General features: G+C 72.3%; 17 protein-coding genes, 13 pseudogenes and 1 other annotated feature. Of the genes and pseudogenes, 19 read left to right on the top strand and 11 right to left on the bottom strand.

Annotation, left to right across the window (positions count from 1 at the left end):
• Window positions 1–27 precede the first annotated feature (27 nt).
• Window positions 28–1,260: a hypothetical protein gene (locus C7T91_RS38970; protein WP_201741925.1), complete on the bottom strand. Its 1,233-nt coding sequence runs from the start codon at window positions 1,258–1,260 to the stop codon at window positions 28–30.
• Window positions 1,261–1,340: 80 nt separating this feature from the next.
• A pseudogene (locus C7T91_RS00870) lies at window positions 1,341–1,796 on the bottom strand (aldehyde dehydrogenase (NADP(+))); the annotation flags it as partial.
• A gap of 418 nt (window positions 1,797–2,214) precedes the next feature.
• Between C7T91_RS00870 and C7T91_RS32045 the strand changes: the two are divergent.
• The 8 genes and pseudogenes from C7T91_RS32045 to C7T91_RS38950 all read left to right on the top strand — a co-directional run bounded on the left by C7T91_RS32045 (window position 2,215) and on the right by C7T91_RS38950 (window position 6,244).
• On the top strand, window positions 2,215–2,601 hold the full coding sequence (locus tag C7T91_RS32045; protein WP_161555674.1) for a LysR substrate-binding domain-containing protein: 387 nt from the start codon (window positions 2,215–2,217) through the stop codon (window positions 2,599–2,601).
• Between the two features lie 84 nt (window positions 2,602–2,685).
• Window positions 2,686–3,138, top strand: a pseudogene (locus tag C7T91_RS34390) (HAD-IC family P-type ATPase); the annotation flags it as partial.
• Window positions 3,137–3,577 (top strand): annotated as a pseudogene (locus C7T91_RS34385) (O-antigen ligase domain-containing protein); the annotation flags it as partial. The pseudogenes C7T91_RS34390 and C7T91_RS34385, both read left to right, overlap by 2 nt.
• A gap of 711 nt (window positions 3,578–4,288) precedes the next feature.
• Window positions 4,289–4,582 carry a hypothetical protein gene (locus C7T91_RS00855; protein ID WP_108257619.1) on the top strand — a complete coding sequence of 98 codons (294 nt, stop codon included), beginning with the start codon at window positions 4,289–4,291 and terminating at the stop codon, window positions 4,580–4,582.
• A gap of 19 nt (window positions 4,583–4,601) precedes the next feature.
• Entirely contained in the window at window positions 4,602–5,024 is a 423-nt protein-coding gene (locus C7T91_RS38965) for a hypothetical protein (protein WP_407943239.1), read from the top strand.
• A 4-nt stretch (window positions 5,025–5,028) separates the two neighbouring features.
• A complete protein-coding gene (locus C7T91_RS38960) occupies window positions 5,029–5,418 on the top strand; it encodes a hypothetical protein (protein WP_108257617.1) in 390 nt (129 codons plus the stop codon).
• Entirely contained in the window at window positions 5,373–5,903 is a 531-nt protein-coding gene (locus C7T91_RS38955) for a calcium-binding protein (protein ID WP_161555673.1), read from the top strand. The genes C7T91_RS38960 and C7T91_RS38955 overlap by 46 nt, the downstream gene beginning before the upstream one ends.
• A gap of 152 nt (window positions 5,904–6,055) precedes the next feature.
• Entirely contained in the window at window positions 6,056–6,244 is a 189-nt protein-coding gene (locus C7T91_RS38950) for a hypothetical protein (RefSeq protein ID WP_108257615.1), read from the top strand.
• Window positions 6,245–6,436: 192 nt separating this feature from the next.
• On the opposite strand, the pseudogene C7T91_RS38945 reads toward C7T91_RS38950, so the two are convergent.
• From C7T91_RS38945 to C7T91_RS33150, 3 genes and pseudogenes are all read right to left on the bottom strand, one after another.
• A pseudogene (locus tag C7T91_RS38945) lies at window positions 6,437–6,556 on the bottom strand (hypothetical protein); the annotation flags it as partial.
• A gap of 155 nt (window positions 6,557–6,711) precedes the next feature.
• Window positions 6,712–7,187, top strand: a sequence feature (23S ribosomal RNA rRNA prediction is too short).
• 7 nt (window positions 7,188–7,194) lie between these two features.
• Window positions 7,195–7,680: pseudogene (locus tag C7T91_RS33155) on the bottom strand (glycosyltransferase); the annotation flags it as partial.
• A gap of 275 nt (window positions 7,681–7,955) precedes the next feature.
• A complete protein-coding gene (locus tag C7T91_RS33150; protein WP_201741924.1) occupies window positions 7,956–8,627 on the bottom strand; it encodes a hypothetical protein in 672 nt (223 codons plus the stop codon).
• A gap of 104 nt (window positions 8,628–8,731) precedes the next feature.
• On the opposite strand from C7T91_RS33150, the gene C7T91_RS32025 reads away from it, so the two are divergent.
• The 3 genes and pseudogenes from C7T91_RS32025 to C7T91_RS38935 all read left to right on the top strand — a co-directional run.
• Window positions 8,732–8,890 (top strand): hypothetical protein, encoded by a 159-nt coding sequence (locus C7T91_RS32025; protein ID WP_161555671.1) that lies wholly within the window; start codon window positions 8,732–8,734, stop codon window positions 8,888–8,890.
• A complete protein-coding gene (locus C7T91_RS38940) occupies window positions 8,887–9,270 on the top strand; it encodes a F0F1 ATP synthase subunit gamma (protein ID WP_108257612.1) in 384 nt (127 codons plus the stop codon). The genes C7T91_RS32025 and C7T91_RS38940 overlap by 4 nt, the downstream gene beginning before the upstream one ends.
• 60 nt (window positions 9,271–9,330) lie before the next feature.
• Window positions 9,331–9,693: pseudogene (locus tag C7T91_RS38935) on the top strand (HAD-IC family P-type ATPase); the annotation flags it as partial.
• Window positions 9,694–9,805: 112 nt separating this feature from the next.
• On the opposite strand, the pseudogene C7T91_RS00800 reads toward C7T91_RS38935, so the two are convergent.
• Window positions 9,806–10,180, bottom strand: a pseudogene (locus C7T91_RS00800) (AMP-binding protein); the annotation flags it as partial.
• 22 nt (window positions 10,181–10,202) lie between these two features.
• A pseudogene (locus tag C7T91_RS34365) lies at window positions 10,203–10,612 on the bottom strand (transposase); the annotation flags it as partial.
• A 31-nt stretch (window positions 10,613–10,643) separates the two neighbouring features.
• Between C7T91_RS34365 and C7T91_RS00790 the strand changes: the two are divergent.
• Window positions 10,644–11,381, top strand: coding sequence for a UDP-2,3-diacylglucosamine diphosphatase LpxI (locus tag C7T91_RS00790; protein ID WP_108257610.1), 738 nt, complete (start codon window positions 10,644–10,646; stop codon window positions 11,379–11,381).
• A gap of 25 nt (window positions 11,382–11,406) precedes the next feature.
• Here the strand turns inward: C7T91_RS00790 and C7T91_RS00785 are convergent, their stop codons facing one another.
• From C7T91_RS00785 to C7T91_RS00770, 3 genes and pseudogenes are all read right to left on the bottom strand, one after another.
• Window positions 11,407–11,919, bottom strand: coding sequence for a trypsin-like serine peptidase (locus C7T91_RS00785; RefSeq protein WP_269100126.1), 513 nt, complete (start codon window positions 11,917–11,919; stop codon window positions 11,407–11,409).
• A gap of 85 nt (window positions 11,920–12,004) precedes the next feature.
• Window positions 12,005–12,445, bottom strand: a pseudogene (locus C7T91_RS00780) (methyltransferase); the annotation flags it as partial.
• Window positions 12,446–12,922: 477 nt separating this feature from the next.
• Window positions 12,923–13,252 (bottom strand): annotated as a pseudogene (locus C7T91_RS00770) (ATP-binding cassette domain-containing protein); the annotation flags it as partial.
• 123 nt (window positions 13,253–13,375) lie between these two features.
• Between C7T91_RS00770 and C7T91_RS00765 the strand changes: the two are divergent.
• Together C7T91_RS00765 and C7T91_RS00760 are read left to right on the top strand one after the other, a co-directional pair.
• On the top strand, window positions 13,376–13,951 hold the full coding sequence (locus C7T91_RS00765; RefSeq protein WP_236637900.1) for an ATP-binding cassette domain-containing protein: 576 nt from the start codon (window positions 13,376–13,378) through the stop codon (window positions 13,949–13,951).
• A gap of 609 nt (window positions 13,952–14,560) precedes the next feature.
• Window positions 14,561–14,776: pseudogene (locus C7T91_RS00760) on the top strand (cell division protein FtsA); the annotation flags it as partial.
• Between the two features lie 25 nt (window positions 14,777–14,801).
• Here C7T91_RS00760 and C7T91_RS00755 read toward each other — a convergent pair.
• Window positions 14,802–15,413, bottom strand: coding sequence for an ATP-binding cassette domain-containing protein (locus tag C7T91_RS00755; protein WP_201741923.1), 612 nt, complete (start codon window positions 15,411–15,413; stop codon window positions 14,802–14,804).
• Window positions 15,414–15,420: 7 nt separating this feature from the next.
• Here C7T91_RS00755 and C7T91_RS00750 point away from each other — a divergent pair, with 7 nt between their 5' ends.
• The 5 genes and pseudogenes from C7T91_RS00750 to C7T91_RS37665 form a co-directional block, all read left to right on the top strand.
• Entirely contained in the window at window positions 15,421–15,933 is a 513-nt protein-coding gene (locus C7T91_RS00750; protein WP_108257606.1) for an SDR family NAD(P)-dependent oxidoreductase, read from the top strand.
• Window positions 15,934–16,699: 766 nt separating this feature from the next.
• Window positions 16,700–17,056 (top strand): hypothetical protein, encoded by a 357-nt coding sequence (locus tag C7T91_RS00745; RefSeq protein WP_145962730.1) that lies wholly within the window; start codon window positions 16,700–16,702, stop codon window positions 17,054–17,056.
• Window positions 17,001–18,056 (top strand): PepSY domain-containing protein, encoded by a 1,056-nt coding sequence (locus tag C7T91_RS34360; RefSeq protein WP_108257604.1) that lies wholly within the window; start codon window positions 17,001–17,003, stop codon window positions 18,054–18,056. Before C7T91_RS00745 ends, C7T91_RS34360 begins: the two co-directional genes overlap by 56 nt.
• A pseudogene (locus C7T91_RS00735) lies at window positions 18,011–18,379 on the top strand (lipid-A-disaccharide synthase); the annotation flags it as partial. The gene C7T91_RS34360 and the pseudogene C7T91_RS00735, both read left to right, overlap by 46 nt.
• A 500-nt stretch (window positions 18,380–18,879) precedes the next feature.
• Window positions 18,880–19,809 (top strand): annotated as a pseudogene (locus C7T91_RS37665) (LysR substrate-binding domain-containing protein); the annotation flags it as partial.
• Between the last annotated feature and the right edge of the window lie 75 nt (window positions 19,810–19,884).

Genomic DNA, 19,884 nt, shown 5'->3' with positions numbered 1-19,884 from the left:
ACTTGAACTCGGACCGGCCTCTGCCTATCAGGCGCCATGACAGCCATTGCCCATGATCGGGTGATGCGAGGCGAGATGCACATTCGGGTTCCAGCCGCCCGAGACGCCCAGCACGCCGCAGCCATGCCAGTCCGACCGGCCGTTCCGGGTGATCTGGATCGCGGTCAGCCCGTGCCGCCCCTTCGTGCCGGTAACCGTTGCCCCGGCGAAGGTCTCGTAGCCGCCGAAATTCGGCGCATCCTCGCGCGGGTCGATCACGCCCAGAACCGGCACGCCCTTCGCGGCAAGCTGCTGCGCGGTGCGGTGGCCGTCATCATTGGCGGCGAAGACCGCCACCGGATCGGCGGCCCGGCGCTGCGCAGTCACGCCCCAGCGGTTGGCATAGGCGCGCAGCGCGCCTGCCAGCAGGATGCCGGGCCGGTCGTTGTCGCGGAACGGGATGTGCCGCTCCCGCGTGTCCGGCGCCGTGCCGCCGGAGGTGTTCGAGGCGGAGGGCGTCGCCACGCGGGTTCGGGCGCTGATCGTTCCGGCCGCAGCGATCCTCGCCGTCCGATGCGCCATCCGGACCCATCCGGACCTCGGCGCGGACGAGCGCCTGGCGATCGAGGCGCTGCTGATCCTGCAATGGCGGGCCGGGCTGCGGATCGGGGAAGCCTGCAAGGCCCGGGCCACGGATCTCGAACGGACGGACCGGGATCCGGTGCTGTTCATTGTCCGGACGCCTTTCGGCGGCAACAAGACGGCCTGGGCGCGGCGCGGGGTCCGGCCCTTCGCGCTCATGACGGAGGAGGAGGCGTCCGTGTTCCGGTCCTGGCTGGACCGGCGCGCGGCGTTTCCGGCAGAGGGTCCGCTGTTCGGCGTGGCGGGGCCGGACGGCCTCGCGCCGTTCAGCCCGGCGGCGAGCAGCGCCGCGGCGCGGTCGCGGGCGGCCTCGGCGCTGGGGCCGGTCATCGAGACATGGATCAGCCCGGTCAGGTCCACGAGCTCGACCCGCGGCTTGCCGAACTCCTCGGGCTCCAGCCCCAGCGACTGCGCCGCCGCGGCGAGGATCCGTTCGGCGCCGATCAGCCGCTTGTAGGTTTCGGTCGGGCTGACCGAACTGCTGGCATAGGGCGAGCTGGCCGAGGAGGAGGCCTGGCCGATCCGGTCGAGATTTACCGAGGCCGCCGCGCCGGATCCCGGAAGGATCAGCGACAGGCCGGAGCGGTAGCTCGGCGGCATCTTCGTCAGGTAGAGCGTGACCGGCGCCCAGAGCGCCACGGCGCCGAACAGGAAGACCAGCAGGTAGCGCGGCAGCCGCCCGGCATCGCGGATGCGGCCGCCGCGCAGCAGCCGCCGGGCGGTCGGGTCTGGAAGCAGACGGGGCGCAGGAAGCGGCGGATGGCGAGGGTGCCGACCGAGGTGGCGCCGAAATTGGTCGAGGCCGGATAGGGCCCGCCATGGACCATCGCGTCGCAGACCTCGACGCCCGTCGGGAAGTTGTTGGCCATCACCCGGCCGGCCTTGCGCTCGAGCACCGGCAGGAGCTGCCGCGCCAGCCCGGCATCGCCCGCGTCCATGTGCAGCGTCGCCGTCAGCTGGCCCTCGAAGCCCTTGGCCAGCGCCACCATCTGCTCCGCCGTGCCGGTGCGGATGACGAGGCCCAGCGGGCCGAAGACCTCTTCGCCGAGCGCGTGGTCCTGCAGGTAGGAGTCCGCATCGGTCTCGTAGAGGTTCGGCGCGGCGCTGCGGCCTTCGCTTTCGGTCTCCAGCACCGGCGTGACCGCGTTGCGGCCCCGGACCCGCGCCTGGCCGTCCGCCGCCTGACCGGCTGCTGCCCCGGTCGGGCTTCGGCCCCCGGGGGCAGTTTCCGGGTTGCGGCCGCACCGCCATCTCGGTGGGCCCCGCGATCCGGTCCGGTGGAGGAGCGGTTGTTGCGGCGGAGGCTCCGGCGGGCGATCAGGACGCATGTGCGGCCTTTCCGCAATGTTGGCGAAGCTCAGTCGCCATTGGATCGGGGGCCTTGCCGTCTGCAGCACGGCTGCCGCGTTGCCGCCGTTGCGGATGCGGCCAATGATCCCGCAGCCGCCGACCCGGATGGCTGCGCAGGACAGCAGTCCCGTCCGGGGCGGGGCAGGCGCTGCTTTGCGCCGTCCGCCGTCCTCGGAGGCCGTTGCGCATGGCAGCACAGGAGGCGCAGGTTCTCCGCACGTCCAGCCTTTGCGCGGACAGGCCGTGACCGCGCGTCGACGGTCCGCGCGGCATTGGCTGCTCAGGCCGCTCGATGGCGGGCGCGAGGCAATCCCCGGGCTGCGGGCGTCGACGGTGCTCGACGATATCGGGCTCGGGGCGCATATGGCCGAGGCGGGGCTGGGGCTGGCGCTGCTGCCCGTCGCGCAGATCGACGATGCGGTGCGCTCCGGAAGGCTGGTGCATGTGCTGCAGGACTGGCGCGGGCCCGAGCGCGAGATCTTCGCGGTCTGGCCCTCGGGGCGGCTGTTGTCGGAACGGGCGCGGGTGCTGTGCGACTACATGGAGGCGCATATCCGAGCCGAGCCCGCGCTGCAGGGCATGGTTCCGGTGCCGGAGACCGGAGGGCAGGCTGCGGCCTTGGACCCATAGCCCGCCAGCCCGTCCGCGCCTCCGGCGGCGGCGCCAATCTCCGACGCGCCGGAAAGCACGTCGACCCGGCGGCCGTGCCGGTCCCGCCGTGGAGCGCGGCTGCCGGTCGACGGCGAGGTAGCCGAGGGCGCGAGCCATGTCGACGAAGCGATGCTGACCGGCGAGCCGCTGCCGGTGGAGAAGGGCCTGGGCGCCAAGGTCACCGGCGGCACGGTGAACGGCACCGGCACGCTGGTCATCCGCGCCACCGCGGTCGGCGCCGACACGGTGCTGAGCCGGATTATCGGCATGGTCGAGGAGGCGCAGGGCGCACGGCTGCCGATCCAGGCGCTGGTCAACCGGGTGACGCTGTGGTTCGTCCCGGCGATCCTCGCGATTGCGGCGCTGACGGTCGCCGCCTGGCTGCTCTTCGGGCCGGAGCCGCGGCTGAGCCATGCGCTGGTCGCGGGGGTCGCGGTGCTGATCGTCGCCTGTCCCTGCGCGATGGGGCTGGCGACGCCGGTTTCGATCATGGTCGGCACGGGCCGCGCCGCGGAGGGCCGACAGCACCCGGGTCCGCGAGACGCTGCAGCGCATCGCCGGAGAGCGCTGGCAGGCCGAGGCCTTCTGGACCGGCCACGGCACGGTGCAGCCCGGCGCGCATGTGGTCGAATACATGCCGATCGGCAGCCATCACACCTGGTGGGGCCTGCTCTTCGTCAAGGGCGTGGCCGGGTTCTGCGCCCTGCTCGTGCCGCTCTTGTGGCAGACCGCGCTGGTGCTGGCCGATGCGGCGCGCGGCCCGCGCGGCAGGCTGCCCCTGGGGAGCGTGATGACCATCGTGCTGCTGTCCTTCGGCGAAAATCTCGAGATCGAGGCCTACATGCTCTGGCCGGGCCTGCTGCTGCTGGGCATCCATGCGCGGGAGATGCAGGCCGCGGCGCCCCGCCCTGCGGCAGCCCCTGCACCCGGCGGAACCGCGCCGGTGCAGCCATGATCCGCGATCGGGGACCGAACTTGGAGCAGAACCTTCTTGAACGGCCTGCCCTGCGGCGCGGCGCCGTCCGGCGGAACACCGGCCTGCGCGCCATCCGCGGCCGTGGCCGCGCGGCGTGATCCGCAAAACGCATAGAAGACCCTCGCGGCGGACCTGCAGGACAACGCGCTCCTCCCCTGCTTTCCCGCGGGCCTTCCCGGACAGACGCCGGCAAAGGGACCGTTGGCGGACGCGGTCGGCAAGTCCCGCCCATCCGTGAGCGGGCCGCGCGATCCTGCCGCCCGTTCCGGGTCCCGCTTGCAGCATGGGCCCAGCCCGATGACCGGCAAAAGAGGCGGCTGGATGACCTCCGTCATCAGGGACTGGCAGCGCGCCGCAGCGCCTGCCCAGAGCGCAACCCGGAGCGGCCTCCGGCAGCCTCCCCGGCAGGTGCCGGACGGCCGGCGGGATGCCGGACGCCGGACGCCGGACGCCGGACGCCGGACCGGTGCCGCACGGGACCGCCGGTCGCGCAAGGGTGCATCACCGCCATGCGTTTTCTGCAAGGATGGCCGATTGATGAAAATGCGTCATGACCGGAAATCGTGCCGCGGGCCTAATGCTGCATCTGCAAAGCGCTATTGTCGGGGTGTCCGGCCGGGCGCGATTCGTCCGCCGCCCCCAATCCGCAGGCTGAGCCCGCCCGGCGGGCCCGACAGGAGGACCACAGCCATGGCACCGTCCCGCCCCCTTCCCGCCCCGGGCAACCGCCCGCCCCAAGCTCCGCTGGCGATCGTCGCGCTGGCAACGATGCTGGCGCTGGTGGTCTTCACCGCTCCGCTGACCACGCTCGACGCGATGACCGCCGGGCTCGGGCTCACGGCGTCCGAACAGGCCTGGGTGATGAGCGGCATGCGCCGCCGCGGCGCCGCTCTGGGAGTGGTACGACGCGCTGCGGCCGCACCTCTGGCGCGGCGGCACGTCGTTTCCGGCCAGCCAGTTCGCGCAGAGACAGCTGCTGAATGACGGCGAGATCGACCTGGCCATGTCCTTCGACCCGGCCTCGGCCGCCGCGGCGATCCGCGACGGGCTGCTGCCGCCGAGCGTGCGCATCCACGTCCCCGAGGCCGGCAGCATCGGCAATGTCAGTTTCGTCGCCATCCCCTTCAACGCCGCGCATCCCGAGGGCGCGCAGGTCGTGGCGAACCTGCTGCTCGATCCGGAGGTGCAGGCGCACATGCAGGATATCGACGTGCTGGGCTCCTTCTCGGTGCTCGACCCGTCGAAGCTGGACCCGGCTGCCCGCGCGGCCTTCGCCGCCCTGCCGGCCGACCCGGCGCTGCCGCGGCTCGGCGATCTGGCGCGCGATGGGCGATGCCCGAGGCGACGAGCTGGTTCAGCACGCGCCCGCCGCCGAGCTCCATCACCGCCCGGGTGGCCAGGTGGATCTCGCCCGAGACGGCGGTGATGTCATGGCCCTCGGCCGCGGCCATGTCGCGCGCCAGTCCCAGCATCCGCCGCCATTCGCCGCGATGCGCCCGGCTCTGCCACTGGTCGCGCAGGTCGTCCTCGTATTTCTGCATGTGCGGCACGGCCATCATCGCGAATTCCAGCAGGGACAGGCGCGGCCCGAGAAGCGGCACGCTGGAGAGCAGGAAGGTGTGGCCGTCGCCCGCATGGGCGCGCGCGGCCACCGCTTCGGCCATGTCCCAGCCTTCCGGGCCCATCACCTGGCGGCGGCCGCGCTGCGAGCGCAGGTCGGGCGCATAGAGCCGGACCCCTGCCCCCTCGACCACCCAGCCTGGCGCTGGCGGCGGTGGCGCGCGGCATTCCGGGCACCGGAGGCGACGACCGCATCCTGATCCCGAGCACTGCGGGGGCGGGAACCGACGCTTTCGGCCGCGGCGGCAATGACCGGATCGAGACCGGCGCGGGCGACGACATCCTGACCGGCGGCACCGGCAACGACCTGCTCCTGGGCCATGGCGGCGGCGACACCAATTTCTTCGCCCCGGGCGACGGGCAGGACACGATCGAGGACGTTTCGGAGAATTCCGGCACGGCGCCCGACCGGCTGCGCTTCGGCGCCGGGATCGCGCCGGAGGACATCCGCGCGCTTTCCGTCGGGCCCGCGGATCTGGTGCTGGGCGTCGCGGGCAGCGAGGACCGCGTCACGCTGCGCAACTTCTTCGCCGCCAGCCCGCGCGACACCCGGATCGAGGAGATCGCCTTTGCCGACGGCACGCGAGCCGGACCCCCTGGCCCGCGCGCTCCAGCGCGTTGCCGTCGCCGGTCAGCGCGAAGCGGCGCAGGAAGACCGTGCCGCCGCCCGCCGGTTCCTGGCTGAGCAGGTAGAGATAGCTGCCGTCGAGCGACCAGTCGAGTGCCGCCAGCCGCTCGCTTCCCGGCATCGCCAGATCCGCCACCCGCGCTGTTTCGGGCGTCACGCCGCCGCCGTTGAAGGCCGCGATGTCGATCAGGTAGAGCCTCTGCGCCGGGGTGCCGACGCTGCCCGAGATCGCCAGGAACCGCCCGTCGGGCGAGACCTTGATCATCGAGGCGCCGCGGCGGAACGGGCTGGTCTCGGCGCCGAAGCCATGGCCGAACGCCATTTCGGCCTGCGGCTCGGGCCGGTCGCCGGGACCGGGATCGCCCGCCAGCCAGGAGGACAGCGCCTCCGCCCCGTAGCGCCGCCTCGGCCGCCGCCTCCCGCTCGCGGTCCGCAGCCTCCCGCTCGCGGTCTTCGAGGGCGCGGCGGGCGTCTTCCTCGCGCTGCTGTTCGGCCCGCAGCCGTTCTTCTTCCTGCATGCGCCGGCCGTCGAGGAGGTTCTGCCGGAACACCTGCAGCGCTGCGGCCAGCTTGGAAATCTCGCCGCCATGGCGGGAGAAGGCCGGAACCTCGGCGGTGTCGCCTTCCGCCAGCCGTCCGGTGGCGGCAATCAGCTTGCCGAGCGGTCCGACCAGCAGCAGGTAGAGCGCCACCGGGGCCAGCACCACCATCAGCCCGCTGGCAGCGGCGACGGCCCACATCTTCCGGCCGGCCGCATCCGACTGCGTGCCGAGCTCGGCACTGGCGGCGGCAATCCGGTCGACCCCGGCGCGGCCGAGATTGCGCGAGGCCGAGGTAAGGAGGCCCTCACGGGCCGCACCGCTGGCCGACCCTGATCTTCTGTGAAGGGTTCGAGTTGGAGCACGCCTGTCGGGACCCGAAAGATGGTGAACTATGCCTGAGCGGGGCGAAGCCAGAGGAAACTCTGGTGGAGGCTCGAAGCGATACTGACGTGCAAATCGTTCGTCTGACTTGGGTATAGGGGCGAAAGACTAATCGAACCATCTAGTAGCTGGTTCCCTCCGAAGTTTCCCTCAGGATAGCTGGAGCCCATTACGAGTTCTATCGGGTAAAGCCAATGATTAGAGGCATCGGGGGCGCAACGCCCTCGACCTATTCTCAAACTTTAAATAGGTAGGACGGCGCGGCTGCTCCGGTGAGCCGCGCCACGGAATCGGGAGCTCCAAGTGGGCCATTTTTGGTAAGCAGAACTGGCGATGCGGGATGAACCGGAAGCCTGGTTGAAGGGCCGTGCGGCACGGCCGGGCGGGGCGAAGATCACCGTGGCGCGGGCCGCTCCCAGCGTGTCGAGGCAGAGCGCCCGCAGCCGCAGCCGCCAGGGGCGCGGCATCCCGGATCCGGCCAGGACGACATGTCGGAAAGCCGCGTCTTCCTGTGCCAGCAGCGAGGGCAGGGTGATCCGCTCGAACAGCGCGAAGCGGTGCGCAAGCCGCTCCGCATCATAGAGCAGCACCGGATCGCCCGCCGCCGGGCTGCGCCAGCCGGACAGGCCGCGATAGGAAAAGCGGGTCTGGTAGACGATCTCCAAGGCGGCCTCCCATGCCTGTGCGAGCCTAGCGGCCGAGGGATGAAGAAACCGCGAACCGGTCCGCGGCCCGGCGGCGCACAGGGCCCGGCAGCCGGGCCGCGGTTTCGGCGCCCGTTGCCGGGCAGAGGTTGCGGGCGCGGCAGAGCCGCGGGCGCTGGACGGGCCCGGCCTGCCCGGCGCGATGATCGCCGCGCTCTGGAGCGATCTCGACGCATCGGCCGGCCAGGTGCGGTCCTGGAGCGACATGGGCGGCACCCGGATGGTGATCGAATACCGCGATGTCGCGCCCTATGGCGGCGGCGGATCGGCGAGCTTCCAGGTGCAGCTCCACGAGGACGGCCGCATCGCCCTGAATTACCGCAGCCTAGAGGGCATCGCCGCAGCGGTGGCCGGGATTGCCGACGGGGCGGGCAACGCCGCGCTGACGGTCTCCGCACCGGCGGAAGACAGCGCCATGGCCTTCGTCCCGGTGGTCAGCGCCGCGGCGGACCCGCAGGTGGCGCTCGGCTCCGGATCGGAGGTCACCGGGCTCGATTTCGGCTCGCGGCCCGGCAACGGCGTGATCCTCGACGGCGGGCGCGGGCGGCCTCGGCGGTCTCGCGGTCCAGCACCTTGCGGCTGTCGGCGACCAGGCTGGCGACGGCCTGGTGCCGCGCGGCCAGTGTCGCCACGGCTTCGTTCAGCACCTGCATCGCCTCTTCGCGCTCGGCCAGTGCCTCGGCGGCTTCCTCGGCCTGTTCGGCGGCCAGCTCCAGCTTCTCGTCATGGCCCTCGGCGGCCTCTTTGATCGCCTCGGCTTCCTCGACGAGCCGCGCCTGCATCGCCTCGGCGTCCTCCGAAAGGCCGGATTCGCGCTCGGCCTCGCCGGCATATTCGGCGAGCCGGGCATCGAGCCGGGCAATCTCGGCCTCGGCGGCGCGGCGGCGTTCGGCCAGCGAGTCCCGTTCGACCAGCGCGCGCTGGAGGACGGCGGCGGCGATCGCCTCTTCCTCGCGCAGCGCAGGCAGGCTTTCCGCACGCTCTTCATCACCGAATCCGATACCGGCACGGTGCTGAAGGCCGAATTCCCCGAGGAGCTGGGCATCCGCGGCGCGCCGATGGCCTCGGGCGCCTGCGCCTGATCCCCGCCGGATCGCGTCCGCCGTTCCCGAAGGCCCGCCACCGGCGGGCCTTCCGCGTTCCGGGCTGGCCACGAAGTCGCGCCATCGGCGACTTGCCGCGCAATGGCTCCACCTATGCTTGACTAAAATGCTCTGATATTGTAGCCCGGATCGCCGCCATCAAGATCCGGGTAACCATGTTCCATACGTCCGATGCCCTCAGCGCCTTCGGGGAGGCCCCGGCGCTGCTCTTCCGGGGCCGCGTCACCAGCTATTCCGCGCTTGCCGCCGCCGCGGTGCGCTTCGCGGCGCGCTTCCCGAAGCGGCGCGGCCTCGTGGCGGTCGAAATGCGGTGACGCTGGTCCATGCCGATCCGCGCCCCGGCGGCGTGCCGGAGATCGCGGTCAAGCGGCTGGCGCCCTTCGATTATGCGCGCTTCCCGCTGCGCCCCTCGGCGATCCCGCCGCGGATCGCGCTGCCGCCGCGCGACCTCTTGGAGCGGCTGGCCGAAGAGCATGTCTTCGCCGAGCTGGCCGAAGCGGTGATGCTGTCCTTTGCCGCCGAGAACGGGGCGCGGATGCGCGCCATGGTGGCGGCGCGGGACAACACGGCGGAGACGCTGGAGGCGCTGACCGGGCTGGCGCGGCGGCTGCGCCAGGAGGAGATCACCGGCGAGATCGTCGAACTGGCGACAGCCAGCCTGTCGCAGGACCAGGCAGGGGACGGGACCGGATGACGGCAGCTTGGGGGGACGGGCGGCGCCGCTCTCGGACGGTGCGGCGGCGGAACCGTGGGCCGCACCGCCTTCGTCGGCGACGGCATCAACGATGCGCCCGCGCTGGCGGCGGCCGATATCGGCGTGGCGCTGGGGACCGGCACGGATGTCGCGGTCGAAAGCGCCGATGTCGTGCTGATGTCCGGCAGCCTGGCCGGCGTGCCCGCGGCGTTCGAGGTCAGCCGCGCGACGCTGCGCAACATCCGCCAGAACCTGGCCTGGGCCTTCGGCTACAACGTGGCGCTGATCCCGGTGGCTGCGGGGCTGCTCTATCCGGCGAACGGAACGCTGCTGTCGCCGATGCTGGCGGCGGGGGCGATGGCGCTGTCCTCGGTCTTCGTGCTGACGAACGCCCTCCGCCTGCGCCGCGCGGCCGGCAGGTGAAGCAAGGCCCGACCCGGCTGCGGTTGGCACTCTGGACCGGAGGGCAGCCGAGTCGGGCCAGCGCAGGGGCCGGCATGGCGCCGCCGGCCACGGTCAGGCAGTCCAGCGTCCCGGGCAGCTCCGTCCCTGCCAGCGCGGTCTCGAGCATGCGTAAATGATGCGGCACCCCGGCCAGGCTGGTCGCGCCGGAGGCGGCCAGCTCCGGCAGGAACTCGGGATCGAGCACGGTGCCGCCCGCGAGCCAGAGGCTGGCGCCGCGCGCCAGATGCGAATGCAGCACCGACAGCCCATAGGAATAATGCAGCGGCAGCACCAGCGCGGCGCGGTCCTGCGCGCCGATCTCCAGATATTCTGCGATCGAGGCGGCATTGGCCGCGAGCGCATCCCGCGACAGGCGCACGCCGCGGCCCTGCCCGGTGCTGCCCGAGGTGCTGGGCAGCAGCGCCAGGTCGGGATGGATCGCGGCCGGGCGGTCATGGCAGATCATCCGCATCCGGCCATCCGCCAGCCCCCGAACTCAGGCCGGTCAGCCTTCCGCGCCCGCCTTACCCACCCGGAGGCTGGACGCCGTCCGGTGAGCCTTGAGGCAGGCCGCATCGATCATGACGGGCTTCGTGTCCCGGCCTGCGGAGGCCAAACCGTCCATGATGCGGGCGAACACCCCCTTCGGCTCCAGCCGAGCCAGCGGCTGCAGAGTGTTGCCGGGGCTTTCGCGGCGCCACTGGCGCCACGGTCTCCTTCAACTGCGGGGGCCGTGCCCAGCCGGAGCGTCTCTCCATCTCAAGCCGTTGCGTTTGATGAAGATAATGCCGCTGAGCACGCGCCGGTCATCGCCCCGCGGGCGTCCGTGAGACTTTGAGTGAAACGGACGGATCCGGTCCATACGGGCCTCGGCCAGCCGGAACAGGTCTTTCCCCATGCACCTCCAGAGGAGGCCCGGAATCACGGCGTTGGCCGGAGCGGTCGCCGCCTCGGGCCGCGGCGTCGTGCTGGCCGAGATGGAGGGCCATCCCTCCGGCGTGCCGGGCGGCCATCCGGTGGTGCCCTTCCGGGTCGAGCGCCTCGGCGCGCTGTTCCGAGGCCTTCGCGCCCATGGCGTCGAAGAGGTCGCGATGGCGGGCATCCTGCACCGTCCCGATTTCGATCCCCGCCGCTTCGACCTGAAGACCCTGCGGCTGGTGCCGCGCATCTTCCGCGGGCTGAAGGCCGGGGATGACGCGCTCTTGCGGCTGGTCATCGCGATCTTCGAGGAGAACGGCTTCCGCATCCGCGGCGCGCATGAGTTCCTGCCGGACTTCGTCGCGCCGAAGGGCCCGATGACCCGCAGCGCGCCGAGCGCGTCCCAGCTCGGCGATGCCGCGCGCGGCCGCGCCATCCTCGCGGCGCAGATCGGCCCCCGCCTCCTTGACCGGGCCGGGCGCCAGGCTGTCGAGCACCCCGGCCAGGCTCTCCTGCGGATCGCGGACCAGCGCCTCCTCCAGCCAGGCGGCCTCGCGCTCCATCAACCCCGCCAGATAGGGGCTGCAGCCCGCCACGCCCTCCAACAGATCGCGCGCCGCGCCGGGATCGGGCAGCTTGGCGAGGACATCCGCCGCCCGTGCGGGATCATGCGGGCGCGGATGGCGGCGGATCAGGTCGGTCAGGGTCATGGCGGTCCTCCGGCTGCCGGGGTTCGGGCACAGGAGTAGCAGGTGAGCCGGAGTTTGAAACGGGTCAAGGCGGCACGGCCGGCCGCAGGCGTGTCCGCGAAGATACGCAACTTCCCGGAAGGCACCCGCGCTGTGCCGGCCGCCGCCGGGCTTGCCCCGGCACCCGGACGGGTGCCAGCGCGAAGGGCGCGTCGTAGCCGTAGGAATAGGTCGCCAGCTCCCGCCCGCGCAGCAGCATGGTCCCGGCCACCGGGATCGGCCGGGCGATTCGCTCGGGGATCGGCGCCTTGAGCCGCAGCAGCGCCAGGTCGCCGCTGACATGGCCGGTCTCGGCATAGCCGCGGCCGATCGCCAGCGCCGCGCCGATCGCAGCGGCACCCTGGCGGCCTTCGCGGTAATCCGGGCTGAAGATCGCCCGGTAGGCCGGCGCCACCCAATCCTTCTCGGGGTTCGACACGCAATGGGCCGCGGTCAGCACCAGATCCGGCGCGACCAGCGTGGCGGTGCAATGGACGCCCTGCGGCGATGTGCGGAGCTGTCCGACCGCACCGTAGCGGGCCTGGTCGGCCTCCGCCAGGATATGCCGCGCCGAGCCCTCGGGCAGCCCCGGCTCCGTCCGCCCCCGGTGACAGCGCCATGGCCGGCTCCCAGCGGGTCACTTCCGGTTCCAGCGCGGCCAGCTCGTCCTCGGCGATGTAGGGCGGGTTCGACACCACGAGGTCGAAAGGCCCCTCCGCCGCCGCTGCCCAGTCGCCATGGCGGAATTCGGCGCGCGCCGCGAGGCCCAGATCGGCGGCATTGCCGCGCGCCACGCCAAGGGCGGCCTCCGAAGCATCCGTCGCAACGCCGGTTGCCTCCGGCCATTCCGCCAGCAATGTCAAAAGGATGCAGCCCGTTCCGGTGCCGATGTCGAGGATCCGCGACGCGGGCGCCCGCAAGGCCTCGAGGATCAGCGCCTCGGTTTCCGGGCGCGGGTCCAGCACGTCGCGGGTGACGCGGAAGCGGCGGCCGAAGAAGGCGCGCTCGCCGACGATCTGCGACACCGGCTCGGGCTTGCCGCCGGGCAGGACGTGATCCGGCCTGCCGCGCTGGCGGCCGGACATTGGGGCGGCCGTGTCGGCCGCCTCGAGCGGCGGGAGCGGCCGTCAGCGCTCGGCGCTTTCAGCTACGAGGTTGTCTGCACCGGGGCCGGACCGCACGCCGAGCCGGAGGATGTCCTGCAGCTGATGCTCCTGTCCGACCTGCTGGCCGGGGTGCAGGGCGCGGTTCCGGATCAGGTCCTCCTGGAGCTCGCGGACGGCAGCCGCATGACATTGCGGCTTGCGGATTACGCGGGCTATGCGCGCCGCGCGCGGGCGCGGCTCGAGGCCTTTCTTGCCGATCCGTCCGCGACCCGGCCGGTCCCCTGCGCCGAGTGCAGCCAGTGCCGCTGGTCGGACCATTGCGCCGGGACCTGGCGGCGCGGGGACAGCCTGTTCGCGGTTGCGCCAGATGCGGCGCGGCGCGGGCCAGGGCGCGGATCAGGCTGTCCTTGCCGACGCCAGAGGCGCCGACCACCGCGACGAGGCGTCCCGGCCCGCTCATTGCGCCCGCTCCGGCGAGAAGGCGGTCATGTCGATTTCCCGGTCGCAGATCTCGTCGCGGGCCGCGGCATCGTGGAAAATGCCGATGATCGCGCAGCCCCGCGCCTTGGCCTCGCGGATGAGGTCCAGCACGACCGCCCGGTTCGCCGGGTCGAGGCTGGCGGTGGGCTCGTCGAGCAGCAGCGCCGGATAGGGATGGACGAAGCCGCGGGCGATGTTGACCCGCTGCTGCTCGCCGCCCGAGAAGGTGGTGGGCGAGAGCCCCCAGAGCCGTTCGGGAACGTTCAGCCGCCCGAGCAGCGATGCGGCGCGGGCGCGTGCCGGGGCCTCCGCCGTGGCGCTGCTGCCCTGGGGCGTGTTTCTCGCCGCGCTGGCCGTTCCGGCTGTCCTGCACCGCAACCGCAGCGGTCTCGGAGGCGCGGCATGAGCCTCGATCTCGGCGCGGTTTCCGTGCTGGCGCCGGATGGTCGGCCGCTGTTCGCGCCGCTGTCCCTGGCGGTTCCGCCCGGCCAGGTGGCCTGCATCACCGGTCCTTCCGGGGTGGGAAAATCCACGCTGCTGGCGGCGGTCGGCGGCCATTTGGGCGGCGGCTTCCGCCTGGCCGGGACGGTGATGCTGAACGGCCGCGACCTGTCCGGCATTGCCGCCGAGCGGCGCGGCATCGGCCTGATGTTCCAGGAGGCGGTGCTGTTTCCGCATCTCTCGGTCGGGGACAATCTGGCCTTCGGCCTGTCGCCGCGGGTGCGCGGCCGCACGGCGCGGCGCGCAGCATCGACCTATTTGCGCCATTCGAGCGAGCGGGGGTTGAGCCCCTTTCCCCCGGTTTCAGTCGGGGCGTCGATGTCGGCCTTTCCGAGGGCCGATCAGCGGTCCTTGAATGCGCGGCAGGCGCCACCGGTCCGAGCGCGGCTGCGAATGATGCGGATCTGCATGTCGGCAGCCTGGCGGCCGGGGGCTCGTGACAGGATCCGGTCGGCGAACTGCTCGAGACGGTTCATCCGGGCTTCGACGCGGCGTCGCGCGTGACAGCCGCCCATATCTTCCGGATCGGCCGCCCCAGGCATCGTGCCGCCCGCAAGGTTTCGTTGCGGGGCAAGCCATTGTCCGCCATTGGTCCGAGGGCCATGGCGAGCGCGGCGGGGCAGCCGGGCATCCATGCCCGACCGTTGGCAAGCGGTGCTCCGGGCTCACGGGATCTCAGGTTGGAGGCGCTCCTGCCGCGCGACGGCATCCGCAGGAAATCCGTCCAAGCGGCCGTTCGGGTTGCGCCATGCCCGATATGCGCCCCCTCGCTGCCGGATCGGATGGCGGTGCGGCTGCAGGAGAGTGCAGGGCCGGGCCGTGGCATGGCCCTGCGGCCGAAGCTCAAGTGCTTCCGGGCGGTTGCCGCCGAGCTTGCAGGGCGCGGCCTGCGGGCGGCCTTTCCGAAGGCGGCCCGTCTCTGTGAGTGCCTCGGCGGCGGTCGCGGCGCATATGGGAGCGGGCGAATGCCTCTCGAAGGCCGGGACCGGCAGGTTGCGCGGATCATGCTCCGCGGCCGGTCGATCCGAGACCATTCCGGCAGAAGCGGCTGGCAGCATCGGCCGGACATCCGCATCGGGGGGGCGCCGATTTTCGCCCGGATGCGCCGCCCGGGCGCGGCTCCTCGGCCACCAGGTGCGCCTCGGCCGTCCGCTGCGCGTGCAGGGCCTGCCGCAGGCGGCGACCGGGCCGGGTTTCTCGGCGGCGGTCGGGCTGTCGATGTTCGCCGCCCATCCGCAGGATGAATGGTGGGATTTCGAGATCCCGGCGGAACGCTATCCGGGCCGCTCGCTGCGCCGCGCGGTGAAATGGCTCAAGGAGAACTGGTGATCCCGCGCCGGGATTGACCGTTCCTTTACCATGTCTCTGCACAAACTCCGGGGCGACGGCATCGCCCTGCGGAGGAGGCGGAGATGGACAGCACCAAGGCGCTCCTGCGCCGCAGCACCGATCCCGGCTGGGCCGCCGCGGCGCTCGGCGATGACCTCGATGCGCTGCTCGCGAGCGCGTGCGGCGGGCTGGAACCGGTGCCGGGCGAGGGCATCCTCAGCTCCGCGGCGGGACCGGCAAAGGCGACCCGGCCGCGGCGCATCACCACCGCCTGCGTCGCCACCGACAGCGCGATCTCGGTGAACTGCTCGACCAGCAGGATGCCGACGCCCTCCGCCATCAGCTGGCGCAGCGTGCCGACCAGCCGCTGCACGATCAGCGGCGCGAGCCCCAGCGACATCTCGTCGATCACCACGTAGCGCGGCCGGCACATCAACGCATGGCCGATCGCCAGCATCTGCTGCTGCCCCCCCGACATGGTGCCCGCCTGCTGGCCCTTGCGCTGCGCAAGCTCCGGAAAGAGCGCGTAGACATGGCCGAGCACGCCCGCCACCTCGGCCGCGGGCAGCAGCGCCCCGGCCACGCGCAGGTTCTCGTCGACGCTGAGCCGGCCGAGCACGCGATGGCCTTCGGGCACGACCGCGATGCCGGACCGCGGGCTGCAGGCCGAAGTGCTGGTCAACAATGCCGGCTTCGGCGTGCCCGGGATGCTCTGCGACGTGCCCTGGGAGCGGCACCGCGCCTGCCTCGAGGTGATGGCCGCCGCGCCGGTGCGGCTCTGCCACCTGCTCGCCCCCGCCATGATGGCCGGGGGACGCGGCCGGATCGTGAATGTCTCCTCGCTTTCGGCGCTCCTGCCGCCGCATGCCGGGGGCACGCTCTACTACCCGGTCAAATCCTTCCTGCTGCAGTTCTCGCTGGCCTTCCATGCCGAGATGCGCCCGCATGGCGTGCGGGTCTCGGCGGTTTGCCCGGGCTTCACCGAGACCGGCTTCCAGGCGGCGGCGGGCGGCACGGTGGAGAAGGTCGCAGTGCCGCGCTGGCTCTGGAGCCGCCCCGGAGACGTGGCCGGCGCCGCGCTGGCGCCAGGAGCTGCGGCGGCGCCGCGGTGCCGCCGATCTCCACTGCGCCGGGCTCGGCGCCCGCCGGCGCGATGAACAGCGCCGCCAGATGCATCTCCGCGGCGCCGAGATCGTCGAGGAAGAGGACGGGGCCGATCATGCCGGGCGCTGCACTCATCGTTCCCGCACCTTGCGGCCGGTGCCTGCCTGCTGCGTGTTGCCCATCGCCATGTTCCGTCTCCGCTGCGCCGATATGCGTTCCGCTGACATCTAGGCGCCCGGCAGGCCGGAGGGAAGGCAGGGAGCGGTCCGTCCGCCCGGTGGCGGCCTGTTTCCGCCATTTTGCGCCGCCCGCTTGCCGGCGGCCCGCCATTTTGGGTTGCGGTCCGGCGGGGGGCGGCTGGTGCGGTCCCCAGGGCATGGACGGGCGGCGGCACGATGCGGCCGGATCCGAAGCGGCAGCGCCCCCGCGGCCCGTGCCAGAGCCAGGCCCGGCGGGACCATCCCGCCGGTCGGCGCATCTGCGCCAGATCGCCGGACCGCCACAGCCAATGCTGCCTTCAGCGGCGGGCCTCAGGCGCAATCTTCCCTTGCATCTTCCGCGGCGTGCCGGAGCAGGAGGTCCGAACGGCGGCCTCCGCCCGGCCTCCGGCCCCCGAAGCGCAGATTGCCCCGGCAGGCGCCTGCCATTCCCGTTCGGGGAACGGAGCCATCACCGGGGACAGGCTCTGTCCGAAACGGCCGCGGACACCCAGCCGGCGCGCATCGCCCAGCCCGATCCATGCCCGTTCCGCCGGATCGCGTGCCCTGTCCTGCCGATGCCGGCCGTCAGGCGCGGTCTGCCAACCCGGGAAACGCCGCCGTGAAGGCGCGGGCATTCGCGAGTCAAAGCCTCCGACAGACCCGCGGCGGTTCAATCCATGATGCGGATATGGTCGCGCTGGCTGTCTTGGCTGATCCTCTCCAGCGCATAAATCGCGCCGATGCGTACCTCGATATTCGCTCGGGACTCTTCTTCGGTGTGCTTTATCGCGGTGCCGTTAGCATCTTCCCGGCTGACTATTGTTTTGACGGTCTTTTCGGCACCCAATCCCTCGACCGCCTTGTTGATCCGGTCGGTGATCAGGCCTTGTTCGGCGATATCGGCTTGTTTCTGGGCGACGATGGCGCGCCAGACGATGAAGGGGGCGCCGACGAGGCCGAGCAGGAGAGCGCCTAGCTCGCGGAGGTTGTCTCCGACAGAAGCTATGTCGGTCGAGAAGAGGAAGGCACCGATCGGCCTTGTTGCACAAAGATGCTCCAGGATTCACTGCGGCAACGGGCCGGGCACCCCGCTCCCGCATGCGCCCGATGCGCACCGGCAGCTCCGCAGGCTCCACGGGGGCTGCCGCGGAGATTGTCTTCGAAGCCAGCCGGAGGGGCCTCGAAGGCAGGCACGGCACTCCGTCGAGGCCCCTCAGGCACCACGCGGCCAGGACCCTCAGCCGAAGGCGGCTCCGGCACAGCGCCAGCGCCCAGACTTCGACCCCAGGTCATCCTCTGGATGTCCGGCACCGTCCCCGTCGGCACATCTCCGCGCCGCAAGGGCCTTGTCCCGATCCGGCGAGCCCGCGCCCCGCGCGGGATCGCCCGGGCAGCAAGCGGACCTCGAAGGGGGCGGTCCGAGAAGGCCAGGCACCGCCCCCCCTTCTCCCCCGATGCGGCCCGACATCCCGGCTCCCCCCGCCGCAGTGGGGGTGCGGCTCGATCCCTGGTCCGGCGCGCCGATGCCGGAGGCTGCCGCCGGAACCGGGGCGTTCTTCCGCAAAGTGACCGGGCTGCACCGCTGGCTCAGCCTCTCCGGCCCCTCGGCGACGGGCGGCGCGGCGAACGCCGCGGCCAATCTCGGCTTCCTGTTCCTCGTGCTCTCCGGCATATGGCTCTGGCTGCCGCCGGTGATGCGCTGGTCGCAGGTCAAGCTGCGGCTGCTGTTCCGGCGCGGCCTGCCGACGGCGCAGGCGCGGGACTTCAACTGGCACCATGTCTTCGGCGCCTGGGCGCTGGTGCCGCTCTTCGTGCTGGCGCTGTCGGGCGTGGTGATCAGCTATCCCTGGGCCTCGTCGCTGGTCTACCTCGCCGCGGGCGAGACCCCGCCGCAGGGCCGCGGTCCGGGCGGCACCCCCCTGCCCGCTTCGTGCTGCCTGCTGCGGGGCCGGTGGCCGATCTGGTGCGGGAGCTGACCGCTGACTGGCCGGTGAAGCCGCTGATCCTCGATCCGACCCGCGGCAGCACGCTGGCCGAGAAAGCCGGCGCCTTCGCCGCCGCCGATGCCGCGCTCGCTGCCTCGGGCACGGTCAGCCTGGAGCTGGCGGCGACCGACACGCCGATGGTGATCGCCTATACCTTCACCAAGCTCACCAATGCGATCATGAAGCGGATGGCGCTGATCGACACGGTGACGCTGGTCAACCTGGTCGCCGATACCCGCGTGGTGCCGGAATTCCTGATGGAGGAGTGCCGTCCGGCCCCGATCGCCGCGGCGCTGCTGGACGTTCTGGCCGATCCGCAGCCGCAGCGCGACGCCGCGCGGCTGACGATGGAGCGGCTCGGCCGCGGCGGCGGGAGGCCGTGTCCGGCGCGCAGCAGGCCAGCCGTCTTGCCGGCCGCGTCCGGTCCTGCGGCTCGGGAGGATCGGAACGGCATCGCGTCCGTTCATGGCCTTGCGGCACCGCCGCGTGTCCTGGGCACCGCAGACGGTCACGGTGCCGGTCTGCCCACCCCCGGGGACTTGGCTGAGCAGGTCGGGGGCACAGGGCTGCCGCTGTCACGGCCATGGGCAAATTCGGCGGCAGGGATGCCGGATGCGGCCGGACCCATCGCCGGATGCAGCTTGCGCCATTGGCGCAGGCCCCCGAGCTTGCGCGCCAGCCATTCGGCCATCGGGCTTCTGCGGCGCTGCTGGCGCCCCGCTCCCTCTTCATTCGCCGGGGACTTTGATCCCGGTGCCGTCCGCGGGCAGGTTGGGCGGCCCGCCGGCCCGTCGGCGCGCAGGACGCGCCGCGCGGCGTGCTGCGGGTCACGGCGCCCCTCGATTACGGCCAGGCGGTCCTGGTGCCGCTGGCCGCCGAGTTCCGGCGGCGCCACCCCGACTGCAGGGTCGTGCTGGATCTGCGCGACGAGATCGTCGACCTGCAGAGCGGCGACTGGGATCTGTCGGTGCGGCTGGGCTGGCTGTCGGACTCGAGCCTGAAATCGCGGCGGGTCGGCAGTTTCGCGCAATATCTGGTGGTGGCGCGCGAGCTCATGGAGGGCCGTGCCGTTCCGCAGGACCCCGCCGATCTGGGCGGGGTGCCGCTGGTCGCCAATGCCGCGCTGGCCGATCCGGCGTCCTGGACCTTCACCGATGCGGCGGGCCGGGCGCAGCGGGTGCGGATGGAGCCGGTGGCCAGCATGACGACGACGCCCGCGGCCCCCCGCTGGGCGCTGACGCCGTCGGACCCGATGGGCACGACCGTGCGGCGCATCGATCCCGGCCAGGGCGGCCACCGCATCGTCATCCGCGCGGCGGCCGAGTTCCGTCCCAGCATGGAGACGACCGCTGCGCAGATGGCCCGCGCCGCCCGGATCATGCAGCGCAAGTTCGACGACCGCTTCCCGATGCTCGCGGGAACCCGCATGGCGCATCGCTGGGCCGGGCATCTCTGCCTGTCGATGAACCATGTCTCGGTTTGCCGCGAGCTGGAGCCGGGGCTCTATTCTGCCTGCGTGCAGAACGGGCTGGGCACGGTGCGCGGCACGCTGACCGGGATCGCCGCCGCAGAGATGGCGATGGGCGTCACCGGCGGCATCGCGCCCGGCTTCGCCGCCGAGCCGCTGCCGACGCGCCTGCCGGGCCAGCCCTTGCGAGCCGGAGCCGGGGACACCGGCGGGCTGCCCCGTTGCAGCCCCAGTGCCGACCGCCTTGCCTGCGGGGCGCCGGGTCCGTGGACGTGACGGGAGCGCAGCACATGACACGGGTCCGCGATTCCGTAGCCGCCCCCTGCGTCACCGGCGCCAGGCGCGGCATCG

This window comes from Mangrovicoccus ximenensis (assembly GCF_003056725.1).
Classification (GTDB): domain Bacteria; phylum Pseudomonadota; class Alphaproteobacteria; order Rhodobacterales; family Rhodobacteraceae; genus Mangrovicoccus; species Mangrovicoccus ximenensis.
The sequence above is the reverse complement of the archived record's forward strand: the minus strand, read 5'-3'. Positions and strand labels throughout refer to the sequence as shown.

What these genes read in the sequence shown, in the direction of transcription:
- C7T91_RS32025 (WP_161555671.1), top strand. Translation starts at nt 8,732, where the DNA reads ATGTTCCATACGTCCGATGCCCTCAGCGCCTTCGGGGAGGCCCCGGCG.
- C7T91_RS00750 (WP_108257606.1), top strand. Translation starts at nt 15,421, where the DNA reads ATGCCGGACCGCGGGCTGCAGGCCGAAGTGCTGGTCAACAATGCCGGC.
- C7T91_RS38960 (WP_108257617.1), top strand. Translation starts at nt 5,029, where the DNA reads ATGGCCCTCGGCCGCGGCCATGTCGCGCGCCAGTCCCAGCATCCGCCG.
- C7T91_RS00855 (WP_108257619.1), top strand. Translation starts at nt 4,289, where the DNA reads ATGGCACCGTCCCGCCCCCTTCCCGCCCCGGGCAACCGCCCGCCCCAA.
- C7T91_RS34360 (WP_108257604.1), top strand. Translation starts at nt 17,001, where the DNA reads ATGGCGCGCCAGACGATGAAGGGGGCGCCGACGAGGCCGAGCAGGAGA.
- C7T91_RS38965 (WP_407943239.1), top strand. Translation starts at nt 4,602, where the DNA reads ATGTCCTTCGACCCGGCCTCGGCCGCCGCGGCGATCCGCGACGGGCTG.